This window comes from Lachnoanaerobaculum sp. ICM7, assembly GCF_000287675.1.
Classification (GTDB): domain Bacteria; phylum Bacillota; class Clostridia; order Lachnospirales; family Lachnospiraceae; genus Lachnoanaerobaculum.
Map to the genome: position 1 here is coordinate 14,495 of NZ_ALJL01000021.1, position 15,712 is coordinate 30,206.

Here is a 15,712-nt window from a genome sequence, read left to right on the forward strand (position 1 = left end):
TTAAAGCACTGATATCTTCAATTAACTTATATGAACTCCATCTCCACTTACACTTATTCCATCTTTTAATATTATCTGTGTGCCGTCTTGTAAAAGCAGGATTCTCTTACCGGCTGCTATTGATATATTTGAATCCTCACTGCTTATCTCAAGGGTATCCCTTGCTTTTATATGTATACTTCCGCTGCTTACTATCTTTACTCCCTCATTATCCTTTAATTCTATATAGTCCCCACTACCTGAACTTATAAGTATACCGTCCGGTGTCAGTCTTATTTCTTTTCCGTACTTATTTCTCCAAATCTTATTTTCAGGATTGGTTCTTATTCCGTTTCCTTCATTTTCATGTACCGCACTGCATACATAGGCATTTTCTTCATTCTCTGTAGGAAAATAAAGCCTTACCCTGTCTCCTTTTTCCGGCATACAGTACCATCCGGCTCCGTCCCTTGAAGAATATACAGTTGAAAAATCAAACCATCCCCCTATCTCTTTATCCTTGTTTTCTATATCCTCCATTGCTATCTTAACCTTTTCTTTTTCTACATTTGTAACTTTAGCATAAAGTGAGGCTCCTATTATTTTTAAATCATACTTGCTTTCTTTTTTTACTATATAGTCTATGTCCTGTGTTAAATAATATGTATGGTAAAGTTCGCTTCCTTCTGTTTTAGATACTACTTTTACTATACGGTAGTCTTTTCTGTTAAAGCTTACCCTGTCTCCTAAACTATGGATTTCTCTTGATTTAACTTCATACACTGTATACTCTTTATTTATGGCAATACATACATCACCAGAAGTTAAAACCTTGCTTTCTCTTTTTGGCATACCGAAAAAATACTTCACTCCTTTACTCTGATAATCCGGCATTACAACTGTCTGCTTTAAAGCTGCAATCCTTTTTATAAAGTTCCAGTCGTTTTCTTCATACTGTACCAAAAATCCGGGTAATACTCCTTTTCCTTCTTCTCCTGTTATATAGTATGCCTCTTCATATCCTTCTTTTAATGCATTAAGTATATCGGTGTATTCTCCGGTATCCTTAGAAAATCCTCTTGTATGAACTTTTCCTTCCATTAAGGCACTTCCCGTAACCAACTCCATTTCAACAAGAAAACTTCCGCTTTCCTTAAAAAAACATATCCTTTCCAACAGTCCGTAAAATATCGTACTCTCCTTATCCGCTTCATCAAGGGCATCAACCCTTACCCATCTTGTATTTTTAGCGGTATTTACATACTCGTCTTCTCTTTTTTCTTCTATAATAGCTCTTATTACTGCACTGCCATGCTTACCTACTTCATGTTTTGCTTCATAAGTCGTTACTGCAAGTACATCAAAAATATCAAGTTTTATAAGGTTTTCTCTCATACATCCTCCTCCACTTCCACAAACTCTATTCCCTTAACGCCTCTTCTTATTAAGCTTTCTGCAAAATCAAGGCTTATGGTGAATTTTATTTTTCCATCATCTTCTCTGACTGCTTTAAAATGCTTGTTAAAATCAGCTTTTAATAAGTTTTTAGTATACAGTAAATAATAGCTTGTTATCTTCCTGCTAGCTTTATCTGCCAGCATGACTCTTTTTGTAAAAATCTCTATATCAAAAAGAACAAGTACCTCTTTAAATCTTTCTGAAATAAGAGGATATACATTCAACATCAAATCAGGAAATATAAAAATTTTTGTTGTTTCTATTTCAAGAACAATATCCCTCGACAGTTCATAAAATCTTTCGTTAAGAGTATCCATATTCCTTGGGATATCATCTGATGTATATATTCGTATTCCTCTTATGTTTTCAAGATTTTCTTTTATATAAAAATACGGTAAGCTTCCTTTCATAGTTTCTCCATAATTACCTTATTTTACATTTCTGTTCCAAGTTTTCTACCATTGATGGTATTCTTTTGCAAAATCAAAGTAGAAAAACTTACTCTTACCAATCTCCAAGATGTCTCCCTCTTTTAAATCTTTTGATGTATATATCGCCGCTTCATTTAATCTTACAAATCCCATGGACTCTTCTCCAAGAAGTGTTCCCTGCAAATTTCTTTCATCATAGGCTATAACGGCATGTTTTTTCTCCCTTATCTCTTCATCTCCAAGAAACTGTATACTCATGGTGTCATGACTGCCTATATGATTTTTCCCCTCTGTTATATTATAAGATTTTCCCTGACGAGTTCCTTCTATACATACAATCCATGCATAAATAGGCTTTTCTTCTTCCATGGAAAGGTTCTTCCCTAGCATTTTATCTCGGTATTTTTCTTCTTCAGTAGCTTTTTCTCTTTTAATTTTCCTATAGTTTTTCTCTTTTTGGATTAAATTTTCTTTATCTTCATTATCTGTTTCTTCATATTCAAAGTCATTTAAATACTTCTTACATTCAGTCAGGAAATCCACATACATGAACTTGCTTCCACCTATTTCCAAGATATCTTTATTTTTAATAACATACTTATCATATATAGGTTTATTATCCATATATACAATGCCGTCAGCTCTAGCTGGAATCAGATTGACTTCCTTCGTCCCTTTATCAAAAATTATTAAGGTGAACTTACCAAGCATCTTCTCATCCCCTAAAACCTGTATCTCATTATCCCTATCCGTTCCCACAAAGTTTTCTCCATAACTTATGACATAGCTTTTTCCCCTTCTTGCTCCCTCTATGCATACAAGCCATGCACATACCGGTCTTTCTTCCTTTAGGGAAAGGCCGCACTCTTTCCGTAAGTTCACATATACCTTTTCAGGGGTATCAAGGTCAAAGCCGCATGTCGGGCATATAGTGCCGTTCCTTGTTTTTGAAAACACATGTCCATAAGGGCAACGCATAATATTTGACATCTTCTCCTCCTTGCTATTCGCAACCTTACCTGCTCCTAATTATCACTAATCTACTAAAATCTTTCTCGGACTAAATCCAAGGCTTCTATGTCCATCCGGGTCTTTTGCACTGCTTAATATATCTAAAAGTCCGGTATAAATTTCTTTATTGCTTAAGCTTGTTCCTTTTGCCTTTCCTTCTTTAACTGCTATATAGTTTTCTATAATGCTTCTTTCTATTCCTTCCATGCTGTTTAATACCATATAGCAAAAAATTCTGTCCGTTTCTTCGCACTTTTTTGTATTAAGGTACTCTCTTGCATATACTTTTAAGACCTCTATATTAAAGGAGCTTTCTTCATACCCTGCATAATCGGCATTCATCAAATGTATGGTATCATACTCCGATCTCATATCTGCAAAGTCAAGATATGTATCCCTTAATACAAAACCCGATTTTAATAAAAAGTCGCAAAGCAGGATTTCTCCGTCTTTACTTTCTTCATCATCAGACAGAAAAGCCTCTATTTCACTTACCTTCCAATCTTTATCCCTTATTTCACTATGCTTTAACCTAAGATACTTCCTTTGTTCGGTATGGGTGTAGGATACCTTTACCTCTTTATTTATCAGGTATACCTCGCCTTTTAGTTTTACAAGTCCCCTTCCTATAATAAGGGTTCTGTTTTCATGGTCTGAACTTAATCTTAATCCTCTTATGACTCCGTTTGTATATCCATCATAAAGTATAGAAAGTAGGTCTTTCGGATAGTCTCTTATTACCTCAAGTGCTTCTTTTTTTAAGATTCTTCCCGTTTCAAACAAAGGGTATCTGTTTTCCATTAGCTTCTCCTTTATGTCTTTAGTGTTCTCCATCAAAGAAATCACAAATCCACTCATCCGTTTCAAACTTATATTCCTGTCCTTCTCCTGCGTATAGCGTGTCTTCAAGTCTGTATACCGGCACGATCTGAAATCCCCATTTTTTATAATCTACAAAAGCAAATATCTTAAGTTCCCCGTTTTTTATGTCATCCGTATCTTCCTGCTTTATATAGCCGCTGTACCTTCCCGCCAGCTCCATCCTGTCAGTTTCTCTTGCCTCATCTTTTTTGAAGTGAAACAGGTACTCAAACCGTACACTTTCCGAAGCATCATACAAATACATTCTAAGCAGGATATCTTCAAGGCTTCTAAGCAGGCTTCCCGTCATCTTGTTACTTTCAAATCCGTCTATAAGAATCTCTTGTCTGCCTGAGTATGAAAGTGCTTTTATTTTATAGGGAATTAGAGCTTCTTCTTCTCTTATGTCAAATCCCGCATATCCGGTTCTTTTATCGTAAAGATAGCGCATAAGTCCGTCCACACAGGCAAGTTTTAGCTCTTCTTTTTTAACACTGCCTCCACTTTGCATCATGTTGCCGGGTACAAATTCTTTTAGAGCATCTCTAAATAACCCTATCTTACAGGACTGTCCTGTAAGTCTTATCATGTCAAAGTTATAAAGTTCTCCGTTTTTATAAAGTCTTTCCATAAAAACCTTCATAACGGCATATATTTCTCCTGCAATCAGCCTTTCCGCCTCATAACGGTTAAAACTTAGCTTCGGCATCCCCTCTAAAATCTCAAGCCTTTCTCCTCTAAAGACTGAAAGCTTATACCTGTCCGCTTCCAGTCTTAAAAGTCCCATTTTTCCATTTTTTTCTTCAGGCACTTCTATAACGATATCATTTCCCGAAAAAAGTTCCTGCTTAATCTCATCCGCCAATGTAAATAGAAAAAAGTAATTATTCCTTACCCTGTAATACCCTTCTTTTCCATAAGTTTCAAAACGCTTAAAAGCTGTAGGTAAAATCTCTTCCGCCTGTTCATAAGCCTCTTGTAAGCCCTTATAGAAACTTTCAACACCTTCTTCATCTATATACCTATACGGGTCTGTAGGCAACCCATCAATTATTTCGTTTCCAAAATCCCTGTCTAAGCCTGACAGCTTGGATATAAGTTTAAGCTTTAAAAGTTGCATGATTCTGTAGGTGATATTGTTTCCTCCAAAATCCGTATTACCGTTTTTATAGCTGTTTTCCATAGTATAGGTCTGTATATCACCCTTTGCATGTACCTTAAACTTACAGGCACTCAGATCCGTTGTCCCTCCCCCACAGTCCATTATCAGTGCCTTATAACTTTCTCCGTCTTTAAGACGATTTTTCTCTCTCATCTTACTGATAAAGCTGTAAAGTACGGCAGTGCTTTCATCTAAGGTAACCTTTAGGCTTATAGAAAGCATTTCCGATAAAAGCCCCAACATCTGCTCATACACATGCTTTTGCTTAACCGGTACTGTGATATATACTTCTTTTATCTGACACTTGAAGTTATCTCTTGTGATGTTAAGTACATATCTCAGGTACTCGGCTATAATCTCTATCCTTTGTACATACCTGTATCTTCCCTTGGCATCCGTAAGTTCTTCTTTTCTTTCAAAATCCCCTGTCCATCTTTTAATATCATAAAATACTGAAAATCCTTTATCCGTATAGCTTAAGTTTGCAAACCATAAGGCTCTTCTTCCAAAAACATAATCTATACCGTCTTCATTTACATCTGTTACGGCTACAACCGTCGGTATCATCTTTTCAATAAAGGTTTCTCCTCCCACCGACTCTAAAAACAGGGTATGACATATAGTGTTTTCCTTGATTTCTCTCTGCTTTGCCGTATGTATCTGTCTGTAGTAACTGCTGTCCGCATATATGGCTACAGTGGTATTGGTCGAGCCAAGATCAAGTGCTATGGGCATGTGAAGTTCAATCAGGGGAAGAATTTCAAAGTCCATTAAAGGAATCTTGTATATCCTGTACTTTGTAAGGTCTTTTTCCTCTTCTCCCATATATATACGGTATATAAACTTTGATGCATCTCTTTCCATAAGGTATAGACTATAGTCTTTTATATCCGTAACTATACCTGAAAGGGCTGCCTCTTTTACAAGGTATAAAGAATCTTTTTTATCTCCCATGGCAACTACATTTAATACGGCACATACCTTTTTATCTCCGCTTACAATCAAAGCATTGGTATTTAGAAACTTTTCTTTGTATTCTATTTTATAATCATCAAGGAAATTAAGTGCCGCTCCTTCATAAATACTAATTTTGCCGGATATTCTAAGTTCATCCTTTTCGGGTTCTTTTACGCTTAGTTTATCAAAACACTCTTCAATCCTCTCTCTTCCGCCGTCCTTTTCTTCTTTGATAAGTTCATCTTCAAAGGTTTGACAGTAGGAAAGTATAGCCTCTATAAGCTCTTTACTTGTCATATCCTTATCAAGTCCCCTTACGATACGCTCTCTTAGGCAAACCTCTCTAAGTCGATATTCACTCATCAGCTCAAGCTCTTTTCTTGTATACGCCGCAGCCTGCTCTTCTTTGGTTATGTTTCTGTTAAGCTTATAGCCCATCTTAGTTTCCTTCCATCTTCTTTTTTTGTGTATATGCCAAAACACATATGAAAAGTCGATAATACCTACGATTCTGTGATTTTAGCCTGGAAAACACATATTGCATTTTCTCTTAAAATATTTTAGTACATTGCCGTTTTTCCAATTTTCATACTTTCATCAACTCCTATAATACCGAAGTGATATTTCCAAAAAATATCCGTTTCATAAGATATCGGCAAAAAAAGTTTCTTCAGCATTTCAATTCTTTCCGTATCTTCTTTTGTCTTATCCACCCCCGTAAAAACGGTAAGTTTCCTTAAATTCTCAGAGTGGATGTAAAGGCTTGCTTTAGGATAAAGTTCTCTCAGTGCCTTTCTAAAAATCGTGATGTAATCTTTGCACTTGCATAAATCAAGCAGGCAAAAAATAATTCTTTTAGATTTTTCAAAGTCAAGAGAAAGTAGGGTTTTTCTTATACTTTTTAGAAATCTTCCCTCTTCTATCTCTTTTAAGATATACATTGCCCTTAGCTCTTTTTTATCTCCTCCGCTTCTAAGATCCCATACCGCTACATAGTGCATTATTACATCTAAAAATATTTCTCTTGCCTTCCCATACCCCTTCACATCGGGTAAGAATACTTCGCCCAGTTCATTTGCAAAACGATATAGCGGATTTACCTCTATTTCACTTTCTTCAATGGCATCGGAATTTAGAAAATCAAAGGAACTTTCAGTATAAGGGCTTGGACTCCCACTGTTTATAAATCTAAGCTCTTCTAAGTTATATCTGCTTTTTTGTGCCTTAAGTACAATCTCCCATACACAGTTCATGCTTTGCTCCTGTTCTATATTTTTTCTATACAATCCCTTTTGTATAATAGGTGTTTTCCAAAACCCCTACACAGATATATTCATCAAAGCTTATCTGTAGTTGAGAAACGGCATATCTTACCATTGATTCACAAAGGTTGCTGTCGCTGTTTCTTGAAAACCTTAAAACAAGTTTGGGGCTTTCTTCTGTTATAGGAAAGTCACTACTTGAAAAGTTATTCATATCAGGAAGTATTCTACTTTCCTCCGAAACTTCTTTCCATATCGGCAATCTTTCACAGGATTTAAGTGATACATACTCTCCAATATCAAGTTCTTCAATAATCCTTTCTATTTCCGCCTCGGTATGGATTTTTTCTTCTGTTTTATTTAGAAGTCGTCCAATCATTCCATCTTCTCTTTTGTTACTTATTAAGCCGGTTGGTAATTCTTCTTTCGTATATCGTATATCAAAGATATGATATCCTTCCAAATCTGAATAACTTTCTTCATAGGTCTTTACTATAATCTTTTCTTCTTCCTGTCTTATTCCTACCATGCCTTCAGTCTTTTGCACCAGTCTTAAGATAATCTCCTTATCCCTTTGCTTAACCATTTCCCGTTCATAGTATAATCCGTCTTTACTCGGACTTAAAAATGTGCTGCTCTTAAATACTGTTTTTTCTACATTCCATACCGGATAAAGTTCTTCTTTTATCATATCGGCATATTTCCCATAGTCTACTTCTACATCTCTTGCATTTTGAGGAAGTTTGGACAGGTCAATATCAAAAAAGCGGTCAAGGTAGACGGTATTTACTGTATTCCATCTAAGTTCGTTATAAGAGAAAGTTTCATAAAGTTTACCGACTTCTTTTCTGTAGCGAAGGGCTTTTTTAGGTTGTACTGAAAGTGTGTGTTTTTCTCCGTTATTTGTAAAACTTACTCCTATCTTTTCTTGTGAAAATTCCTTACATACAGTATCGGTTGCATTAAGATAAACAGTTTTTATAAGGTCTTCACTTTCGGTATAGTCTTCTTTAATATCATTTTTTTTATCTTCCAAAACATCTAAATCCGATATCGGAAAAAACATCCTTAAAAATACGTTTTCATTTTTTGAAAGTAAAAGTATTGCAATCTCATAACTTTCTTCTTTACTTTCAAGCTCATCATAGACTTTCTTGTATAAAGATCTGTATCTTTCTTCAAAAACCTCACTCATCCTGTAAAGACCGTCATATAGAACACTTTTTGCCAAGGCATACTCATCTTCATCTTTTATCTCTGAAAGCCTGTCCTTTACATACTTTTTTATGTCAAACTCATCCAAGTACGCTGCGTCCATATTAAAACACCTCTTTTATCTTTAATAGGTAAAAACAATTGCCACTTGCACTGATACACAAGTTTTAAATAAATACCTGATTACTCAGCATTTATGCTTGCAGAAGTCTCTGCCTCACTTGTCTGTTGCCGGGTGGTTTGTGCTGCTGTTTGTGCCGCCTTCAGTTCTTCTTTTTCTTTTTCATCAATTCTTTTTTGCACATCACTAAGCTTTTTATCCATTTCTATGGTATTTATCTCATCATTAAGTTTTACATAAAGTCTTCTGGCATACTCATAATTATCTCTTGCCGTTTCAAAATCTCCCTTTAAAAAAGCCTCATCTGCTGTTATTGCGTAACTTGTGGCAGAGGTTTTTTCTTCTTCACTTAAGCTTATTTTCTCATCCGCAGTGGATATCTTTTTTTCAAGTTCCTCAAGTCCGGCACTTTCACCTGATTTTTCCAAAATATCTTTTGCCGTATTATAATTAGCTCTTGCTGATAAAAAATCTCCTTTACTTAGTGCCTCATCTCCGGCACTTAGCATATCGTTTGCGGATTGCAGATTTTTAGATTGCTTATCAGCTTCCGCCTGTTTCCCTTCATTTTCCTTTTCAATGGCTTGATCTACCGCTAAAAGCTTTGCTTCCGCTTTTAACTTTCCCTCTTCATATCCTATATCTCTTGCTTCAGTTTTCGCATCAACATACCTTTCTCTTGCTTTATCATATATTTCCGAATCAAAAAGGATATCTCCGTTATCAAGGCTTAAGTTTACACTTTCATACCCTGCAATAAAATCAAGTCTCTTTCTTACATAGGAAAGTCCTGCATTGTCTGCATAAGGAATTTCACTAAGTATAAATTCATATAAAGGTTTTGCTTCCTTGTAGCTTTTCGCATCATACTTTTCATCCGCTTCAAGTATTCCTTCTATAACCTGCTCATAGTGGTACAAAAGATCTTTCATTTCCTTATCTCTAAGGCTTTCCGCCTTCTTTATGGACTCTTCACACTCAGTATCCGCCTTTGTATAGTTTTCCATTTCTATAAATTTCAGCATCTTTTCATAGTGTGTATTCATATCTTCCCTAAGTTCTTTCCTGTATCGGTTATAAAAGTAAAGGGCAATGACGGCTGCAAGTATCACAACCACCAACACAATTGATACTATTAAAATCATCTTCCTTCTTTTTTTCTTTTTGGTATCCGACTCGACAAATACCTTATCAATATAAATACCGGCAATCGTATAGTTATCAATGTACTCGGACTCTTTATCAAGAAGTACTTTTTCAATCTTCTCAATGGCATCTTTCGGCTCTTTTCCGCTGTCGGCAAAGATGTTATCAATCTCTCCTTCCGATACATTTTCCCAAACCCCTTTTGTATAAAGAATTAAAATATCAGTATCAACAAGTTTTATCTTTCTCGATATCACCGGTGAAAATCCTTTTTGCCCTAAAAAGGCATATAGATTACTTCTTTGTTCATGTCTTGACAGGGCATCTTCGCTAATCATTTCTTTTGATACCATTTCACTGCTTAGTGATGTATCCGTAGTCTTATAAAATGACTTGTTATTCCTGTAAAGCTTTGCCCTTGCATTTCCTGCATAGGCAAAGCGTACACTTTCATAATCAGTTATGGCAACTACAATTGATGCTTTAAGCTTCATGTATTTTTCAGCTTTTAAAAGCACTTCATTGGCATGGTTTAAGTATCCGTGTATTTTCCCTTTAGATATGGAAGGCTTTTCCTGAAACTTTGCTATGATACTTTCCACCGCTTCCTTTGCCGATTCGGTATCCGCCACATCTTCAATACCGTCAGCAAGCACATAGCAGGCAAAGTTATCAAGTTCAGCATAAGCAAAAAAATCACTGTTTTTTAATGAACTGCCTTCTTCCGAAATAAAGTTTGTATTGAATTTACTGTTTTGCTTACGCATCTTCTTCAAGCCTCCTAAATCCCTATAATTATTAGTCCAAGATTGTCCAAGTCTTCGTTATTTTTCTTTTTTATTGTTTCAATAATCTCTTTTGCCGTTCCATTACAGCTATGTTTCCTTGAAATGATTATTTCAAGTTCCCTGACAGAGATGTTTTTTTCTACTCCGGCGGTCATTATAACAACCATATCCTTTTTCTTTAGCCTTATTTCTTCTTTAGGCGTAAGCGGTTTCATATAGTCATCCCTTCCTATACAGTTATATGCCTTATCCGTATCAGAAATTCTACGAGCTGCTTCCTTACTTAAAAGTCCCTTATTTACCTTTTCTTTTATAAGTTCTTCCATTATCTGACCCTTGCTAAGAAGTATAAGTTCTTTTCTGCGGAAAATATAAATATTTATATGCCCCATAATGGCATAGCTTAAAAGATTTCCTCTAAGCATTAGACAGGCTGCATACGCCCTTCCGTTTTCTCCTCTAAGTGCATTTAAGACATTCATGTTAGCCATCTCAAAGGCTCTGTCAAAGAAATAGCGACTGCTTTGGTTGTTATCATATCGGTTATAAAGTTTAGTGAAAGTTCTTACTGTAGTCAGTGCTGCAACCTTCCCGGTATACTCTTTTCCTTCCCCTGCGCTAAGTATTGCCATAAGTCTGTCTTTTTCCTGTTTGAATCCGTATGCATTTGCCTGAACCTGTCTTTTTCCGATATCAAGTAAGGCTCCTATATCGTATATCCTGATTTTTTCTTCTTTGATCCATGTATACACTCTCCATGAAAGAATAAAAAAAGCGGTTAGAATAAGAATTAAAGCCATCCAAAAAGCAGTCCCCATATCTGTTTTCCCCTTAATTTTTTTTAGAAATACCCATTATATTTTCCATGAAAATGTCTATTACATTTTCCCTATTCCTATGGAATTTTCCAATTGCTTATTAAAAACATTTACCATGAAAACTGCTTTCCACATAAAGCAATGTATAAAAACTCACTTTCCCCCATGGTAATGACATCATAAGTTTCAAGAGCCTGTGGAGTGTAAACTGCCTTTCCGTTTAGGTAGGTAATTCCTCCACCCTCTGTACAGATAAGAGTTGCTTCAAGATCTTTTTCATCAAAGGATAAAATAGCATGGTTTTCCTGCTTTATGGCATTATCTCCAATGATTTGAATATCCATGGCATCCGTTCTTCCGATATAGTTTTTCCCAAATACCACACGATAATCTTTTCCGTATCTTGGTCCCTTGATGCACACAAGCCATGCACACACCGGTTTGGTTTTTATTCTTACCAAACTTTCTTCAAGCTCCTTATCATTAAATGATTCTTCAAGTTCTTTTCTTTCCGTCATGTCCATGTTGCAATACGGGCAGATATTTCCGTATCTTCTTTTTGAAAACATGTGTCCGTTTTTGCATCTTATTAAATTTCCCATGATAACTTCCTTACCTTATCTGTAGTTTATTAAGCCCTATAAAAATATAGTCTTTTTTTGCCAGCTTACTTTGCCCGTCCTTAATGTTATAAAGTTTATCTTCTAAAAATCCTTTAATCTGTGTTCCGTTCTTGCTTTGCATATCTTCTATATACCATGACCCGTCCACATAGTTAAGTATTGCATGAACATCACTTACGGTTCCCGAAAAATAGGTGTCAGATAAATCTATATCTATATCCTCTTCACTGTTTTTCTTTCCGATTACCAATGAGTTTTTTCCTAAAATATTCCATGTTTTTACTACTGTATCTTCTTCACTTAAAAGTACAAGCTCGGACAAAAATGTATCTTGTATCTTTTCTTTTTTAAAAGAAAAGTCCTTTACTGCAAAGTAAATCAAAGAACCTGAAATTAAAAAAGAAAACATATAAAATATATATCTGCCCTTTAATCCTCTTCCCAAAAATCCGACAATTACGACACACAAGATAGCTGCAATTATTCCTGAAACATCAAATACAAATCTTCTATTCATATATTCCCATTCCAACCACTTTTAATTGTATAGGGAATATTTATCTCCCTACTCTTCATCATTGTGGTGTTCCCTAAATGCGATAATTTCCTTTATGTAGGCTTCTAAGATAATTTATAAAAATAGGCTGCATGACAATAAATGTCTTGCAGCCCAAACTTTTAACGACTGATTTTTTGTTACTCGGCTGCGTATCCGCCTTCAACTATCAGACCTGCCATCTTATCTTTTTTCTGTTTTATTACAAGAGTAAAGTTTCCTACTCCTTCTTCATCCCCATGCCTTTCTTTGTAGTTCACTACAAAAGCATTCGGAAATACATATTTTCTTTTGGTAATTCCCGCTACTATCTGTTCTACGGTAACCTTTCTGTAGCAGTCTTTATTTTGTGCCGAAACCATTGACCAAAGTGCCATATTTCTTGTTGAGTCAAAAGGATCTCCGTCTACTGCTGTTAAAATCTTACCGGTAATCTCCATTGTTGCACCGGCATCATTGGTACGAGCATTTGAATCAATAGGAATGTCTGTAGATAAAAATACGCTGTTTACACATTCCTTTGCAAGTTCAAAGCTTTCATTACCTTCTATTTTTACTTTGTATGCCATGCTCTAATCCCTCCTATTTCTTATTCTCCGGCATATCCGCCTTCTACCGCCACCTTTGCATTATTATCCTTCTTTTGACGGATATGGATATAAAACTCTCCGGTACCGTTTACATCATCCGCCTTTTCAGAATACTCCACCACGAATGCATTCGGAATTACATACTTTCTTACAACAGAGCCGGCAGATACCACTGTTACTTCCGCTACTCTGTAGCAATCCGCATTCTCGGAAGGAATCTGAGACCACTTGGCAAGTTTTAATACATCATCAACATCCGCTCCGACATTGTATAAAACTCTTCCCCATACCTTTACACCAAGACCGTAATCTGTTGCTTTGGCATTGGAATCCTTTGGAGACTCGGACAAAAACTCTGCGTTTACTATGCTTCTCTCATCAAAGTCTGCTACTTCCGAACCGGTTACTCTAAACCTAATTCCCATTGTGCTACCTCCTATGAAAATATATATTTTTTATAAAACTACTCCAAATATTTAATTTTTTTGTAATCAACTCAAAAATGAAGTTCTCATTTTATATCACATCTTAATATGTATCCTTACTCTCCCGCCACACGATTTAGCGGCACTTCAACTCTCTTAACGGCATTTCCAAAACTTATCTCTATAGCACATACACCTGCCGTTTCATCCGCTTCATAAGTAATATCATCATTACTTCCCAGTATACCGTTAATATTTGTTTTTTTAGAAAGCCATATACTTTTTTGACTGGACGGATTATTTGAGAAGAACTTTGCTATATTTTCCGCCTTAAAATCTCCTGTAGCGTGCCTTAAAATCCTCTCAATATAGTTAGCGGTCTGAGTTTTATAAATAGGTTCATAACTTCCACCTGAAAGTTTTAAGTTTCTTGCTTTATATACCATTATATGGCTGATATTTTCTCCATCTAATACTGCATTCTCTGAAGAAAATACAAAGCCAAATCCTCTTTTGTTAATGTCATCTTTTACACTGTTCGTAAATCCGGTAATCTCCTTTGACATGGTGGTATGTATCTTGAGAGAATTATTCTTTGCTTCAATATCAAATCGTACACCCGGTAAATCCGTATCCACATCCTTCTTAAAATACTCTTTAAGATACTCAGGAGATTGATAACTTGCCACAAATCCTGCTGCTACGTATGCTGCACCTATATAAACTCCGTCTATCCAAAGCTTCATGATATCTTCCTTGGCTTTTGACAGTTCAGCAGCTTCATTTTCATTTACAATCATCCTGCTTTCAAGCTTTACTCCTGATTTATCTTTTGGAATAATTGTAAAGTTCGGTACACATGGAATCAAATACTCTGAATATGGCTTACCACTAAGGCTTGCACATCTATCGTCAAAAAATCCCACTCCAGTCATTGCCATGCTGTTAAATGTTGTCTTATCCCCTGTTTCATAGGAATAAAAGCATTGTACTCCATAATCTTTTAATGCATCTGCGATTCTTGCCAAAGACTCCACACTGACATTTTCAGTTTTTACACTGTCTTTATTTCCCTTAAATCTTTCTCTTGTAACATTCATCTTTGATTTTTCATCCAAAGACACTCCTGCAACTATTGCATACCAAACGGTATTGCCATAATCATTCTTTTCATTTACAGTATTTAAATAAGCACAAAGCTTTGGTACATTCAGGCTGTTTGCCATAGTTTCATTCTTTACATTGGCAATCAGAAGACTTGGTCTCATTCCCTTTATCTGCTTGGGATACTGTTCAAAAAATGCCCACACACCTAAAATCTTTTCAACCAAAGGTTTCACAACCTTTATAAAGTCATCCTTGGCATTTTTATAAAACTCAAGATATGTGTTATAATTGTCCACTTCCTTCTTAACATCAATCTGACTTTGCATTGATGAATTAAGAGGACAAAAAGTTCTTACCACCAACTGTTTTACATAACTGTTTCCTTCAGAATTTAGAGCATCATAGTCATCTTCAAGAGCTTCAATAAGTCCTGCATTTGAATTGTCATCCGTAACCACCAAAGCACTTTCTTCCACCTTTGGAGCTTCTATTACTGTAAGTTCTCCTTCGGAAGACATGGTAAGAAGTCCTAATGTTAGAGCATCATTACTTTCAGACTCTTTTGATTCTCCAAGTAAAAGTCTTGTTTTTATATCTGAAATAGCAAGAGGAATCATCGCCATAAGATTTTGGTAATTGGCACTGGCTTCTTCAAACATCGAATTAAGCTTATCACCAAGATCAAGCTTATGAGGATCTCCATCTTCAAGTTTTGCATACTCCGCATAAGTATACTGAAGTTCTTTTCTTACCTGCTTTATATCATCCATAACCTTTGAGGGGGAAATCATCTCTGTAAGCTTTTCAAACTTAAAATCCGCATTGATAATTCCCTGACTTCTTTTGGTCTCAACCAAGGTCATAAGCATTTTTAGAAAATCGTTATGTGCATTAAGATGAACTATGCTCAGCATGTTTTCAGGAACACCTGCCGGTTTTTCCTTGGAATACACAATCTTTCCGGTTGCGGCATTAAAAAAAGAATATACCGTAGGGTCAAACTTTTCTAAAAACTCTTCAAAGTTTCTGACAAGCAGTGCTTCATTGATTTCTTTTATCTTGTCATCACTTAGGCTGTCCAGTCCCCTTACATCACCAACCAAGGTAAGTAAGTTGAGTTTTTCAGGATTAATCTCTTCAATCAACAAAGTACGGTTCGTTTGCTTTATAATACTCTCTGCCATCCTGCATCTCCTTAAATC

The 15,712-nt window shown here is 35.8% G+C and carries 14 protein-coding genes; all 14 read right to left on the bottom strand.

The window, feature by feature from the left end:
• Window positions 1-21: 21 nt before the first annotated feature.
• Window positions 22-1,374: a hypothetical protein gene (locus tag HMPREF1140_RS05185; protein WP_009662940.1), complete on the bottom strand. Its 1,353-nt coding sequence runs from the start codon at window positions 1,372-1,374 to the stop codon at window positions 22-24.
• Window positions 1,371-1,847 carry a hypothetical protein gene (locus HMPREF1140_RS05190; protein WP_009662879.1) on the bottom strand — a complete coding sequence of 159 codons (477 nt, stop codon included), beginning with the start codon at window positions 1,845-1,847 and terminating at the stop codon, window positions 1,371-1,373. Before HMPREF1140_RS05190 ends, HMPREF1140_RS05185 begins: the two co-directional genes overlap by 4 nt.
• Before the next feature lie 45 nt (window positions 1,848-1,892).
• A complete protein-coding gene (locus tag HMPREF1140_RS05195; RefSeq protein WP_009662926.1) occupies window positions 1,893-2,858 on the bottom strand; it encodes an FHA domain-containing protein in 966 nt (321 codons plus the stop codon).
• A gap of 45 nt (window positions 2,859-2,903) precedes the next feature.
• A complete protein-coding gene (locus HMPREF1140_RS05200) occupies window positions 2,904-3,680 on the bottom strand; it encodes a hypothetical protein (RefSeq protein ID WP_009662896.1) in 777 nt (258 codons plus the stop codon).
• A gap of 19 nt (window positions 3,681-3,699) precedes the next feature.
• Window positions 3,700-6,297: a molecular chaperone gene (locus tag HMPREF1140_RS05205; protein ID WP_009662924.1), complete on the bottom strand. Its 2,598-nt coding sequence runs from the start codon at window positions 6,295-6,297 to the stop codon at window positions 3,700-3,702.
• 122 nt (window positions 6,298-6,419) lie between these two features.
• Window positions 6,420-7,112: a hypothetical protein gene (locus HMPREF1140_RS05210; protein WP_009662861.1), complete on the bottom strand. Its 693-nt coding sequence runs from the start codon at window positions 7,110-7,112 to the stop codon at window positions 6,420-6,422.
• A gap of 25 nt (window positions 7,113-7,137) precedes the next feature.
• A complete protein-coding gene (locus HMPREF1140_RS05215) occupies window positions 7,138-8,439 on the bottom strand; it encodes a hypothetical protein (protein WP_009662930.1) in 1,302 nt (433 codons plus the stop codon).
• Window positions 8,440-8,519: 80 nt separating this feature from the next.
• A complete protein-coding gene (locus tag HMPREF1140_RS05220) occupies window positions 8,520-10,370 on the bottom strand; it encodes a PP2C family protein-serine/threonine phosphatase (RefSeq protein ID WP_009662870.1) in 1,851 nt (616 codons plus the stop codon).
• A 14-nt stretch (window positions 10,371-10,384) separates the two neighbouring features.
• Window positions 10,385-11,209, bottom strand: a complete 825-nt coding sequence (locus HMPREF1140_RS05225) for a protein phosphatase (RefSeq protein WP_009662947.1) — start codon at window positions 11,207-11,209, stop codon at window positions 10,385-10,387.
• Window positions 11,210-11,319: 110 nt separating this feature from the next.
• The gene (locus HMPREF1140_RS05230) at window positions 11,320-11,811 is read right to left on the bottom strand and encodes an FHA domain-containing protein (protein ID WP_009662841.1); all 492 of its coding nucleotides are present in this window, start codon (window positions 11,809-11,811) and stop codon (window positions 11,320-11,322) included.
• 10 nt (window positions 11,812-11,821) lie between these two features.
• Window positions 11,822-12,349, bottom strand: coding sequence for an FHA domain-containing protein (locus HMPREF1140_RS05235; protein WP_009662935.1), 528 nt, complete (start codon window positions 12,347-12,349; stop codon window positions 11,822-11,824).
• 179 nt (window positions 12,350-12,528) lie between these two features.
• Window positions 12,529-12,957 (bottom strand): hypothetical protein, encoded by a 429-nt coding sequence (locus HMPREF1140_RS05240; protein WP_009662959.1) that lies wholly within the window; start codon window positions 12,955-12,957, stop codon window positions 12,529-12,531.
• Between the two features lie 20 nt (window positions 12,958-12,977).
• Complete coding sequence (locus tag HMPREF1140_RS05245; protein WP_009662844.1) at window positions 12,978-13,403, bottom strand: hypothetical protein; 426 nt, start codon at window positions 13,401-13,403, stop codon at window positions 12,978-12,980.
• A 116-nt stretch (window positions 13,404-13,519) separates the two neighbouring features.
• Entirely contained in the window at window positions 13,520-15,694 is a 2,175-nt protein-coding gene (locus tag HMPREF1140_RS05250) for a hypothetical protein (RefSeq protein ID WP_009662905.1), read from the bottom strand.
• Window positions 15,695-15,712 lie beyond the last annotated feature (18 nt).

What these genes read in the sequence shown, in the direction of transcription:
- HMPREF1140_RS05185 (WP_009662940.1), bottom strand. Translation starts at nt 1,374, where the DNA reads ATGAGAGAAAACCTTATAAAACTTGATATTTTTGATGTACTTGCAGTA.
- HMPREF1140_RS05220 (WP_009662870.1), bottom strand. Translation starts at nt 10,370, where the DNA reads ATGCGTAAGCAAAACAGTAAATTCAATACAAACTTTATTTCGGAAGAA.
- HMPREF1140_RS05230 (WP_009662841.1), bottom strand. Translation starts at nt 11,811, where the DNA reads ATGGGAAATTTAATAAGATGCAAAAACGGACACATGTTTTCAAAAAGA.
- HMPREF1140_RS05210 (WP_009662861.1), bottom strand. Translation starts at nt 7,112, where the DNA reads ATGAACTGTGTATGGGAGATTGTACTTAAGGCACAAAAAAGCAGATAT.
- HMPREF1140_RS05215 (WP_009662930.1), bottom strand. Translation starts at nt 8,439, where the DNA reads ATGGACGCAGCGTACTTGGATGAGTTTGACATAAAAAAGTATGTAAAG.
- HMPREF1140_RS05200 (WP_009662896.1), bottom strand. Translation starts at nt 3,680, where the DNA reads ATGGAAAACAGATACCCTTTGTTTGAAACGGGAAGAATCTTAAAAAAA.
- HMPREF1140_RS05235 (WP_009662935.1), bottom strand. Translation starts at nt 12,349, where the DNA reads ATGAATAGAAGATTTGTATTTGATGTTTCAGGAATAATTGCAGCTATC.
- HMPREF1140_RS05225 (WP_009662947.1), bottom strand. Translation starts at nt 11,209, where the DNA reads ATGGGGACTGCTTTTTGGATGGCTTTAATTCTTATTCTAACCGCTTTT.
- HMPREF1140_RS05190 (WP_009662879.1), bottom strand. Translation starts at nt 1,847, where the DNA reads ATGAAAGGAAGCTTACCGTATTTTTATATAAAAGAAAATCTTGAAAAC.
- HMPREF1140_RS05245 (WP_009662844.1), bottom strand. Translation starts at nt 13,403, where the DNA reads ATGGGAATTAGGTTTAGAGTAACCGGTTCGGAAGTAGCAGACTTTGAT.
- HMPREF1140_RS05240 (WP_009662959.1), bottom strand. Translation starts at nt 12,957, where the DNA reads ATGGCATACAAAGTAAAAATAGAAGGTAATGAAAGCTTTGAACTTGCA.
- HMPREF1140_RS05205 (WP_009662924.1), bottom strand. Translation starts at nt 6,297, where the DNA reads ATGGGCTATAAGCTTAACAGAAACATAACCAAAGAAGAGCAGGCTGCG.
- HMPREF1140_RS05250 (WP_009662905.1), bottom strand. Translation starts at nt 15,694, where the DNA reads ATGGCAGAGAGTATTATAAAGCAAACGAACCGTACTTTGTTGATTGAA.
- HMPREF1140_RS05195 (WP_009662926.1), bottom strand. Translation starts at nt 2,858, where the DNA reads ATGTCAAATATTATGCGTTGCCCTTATGGACATGTGTTTTCAAAAACA.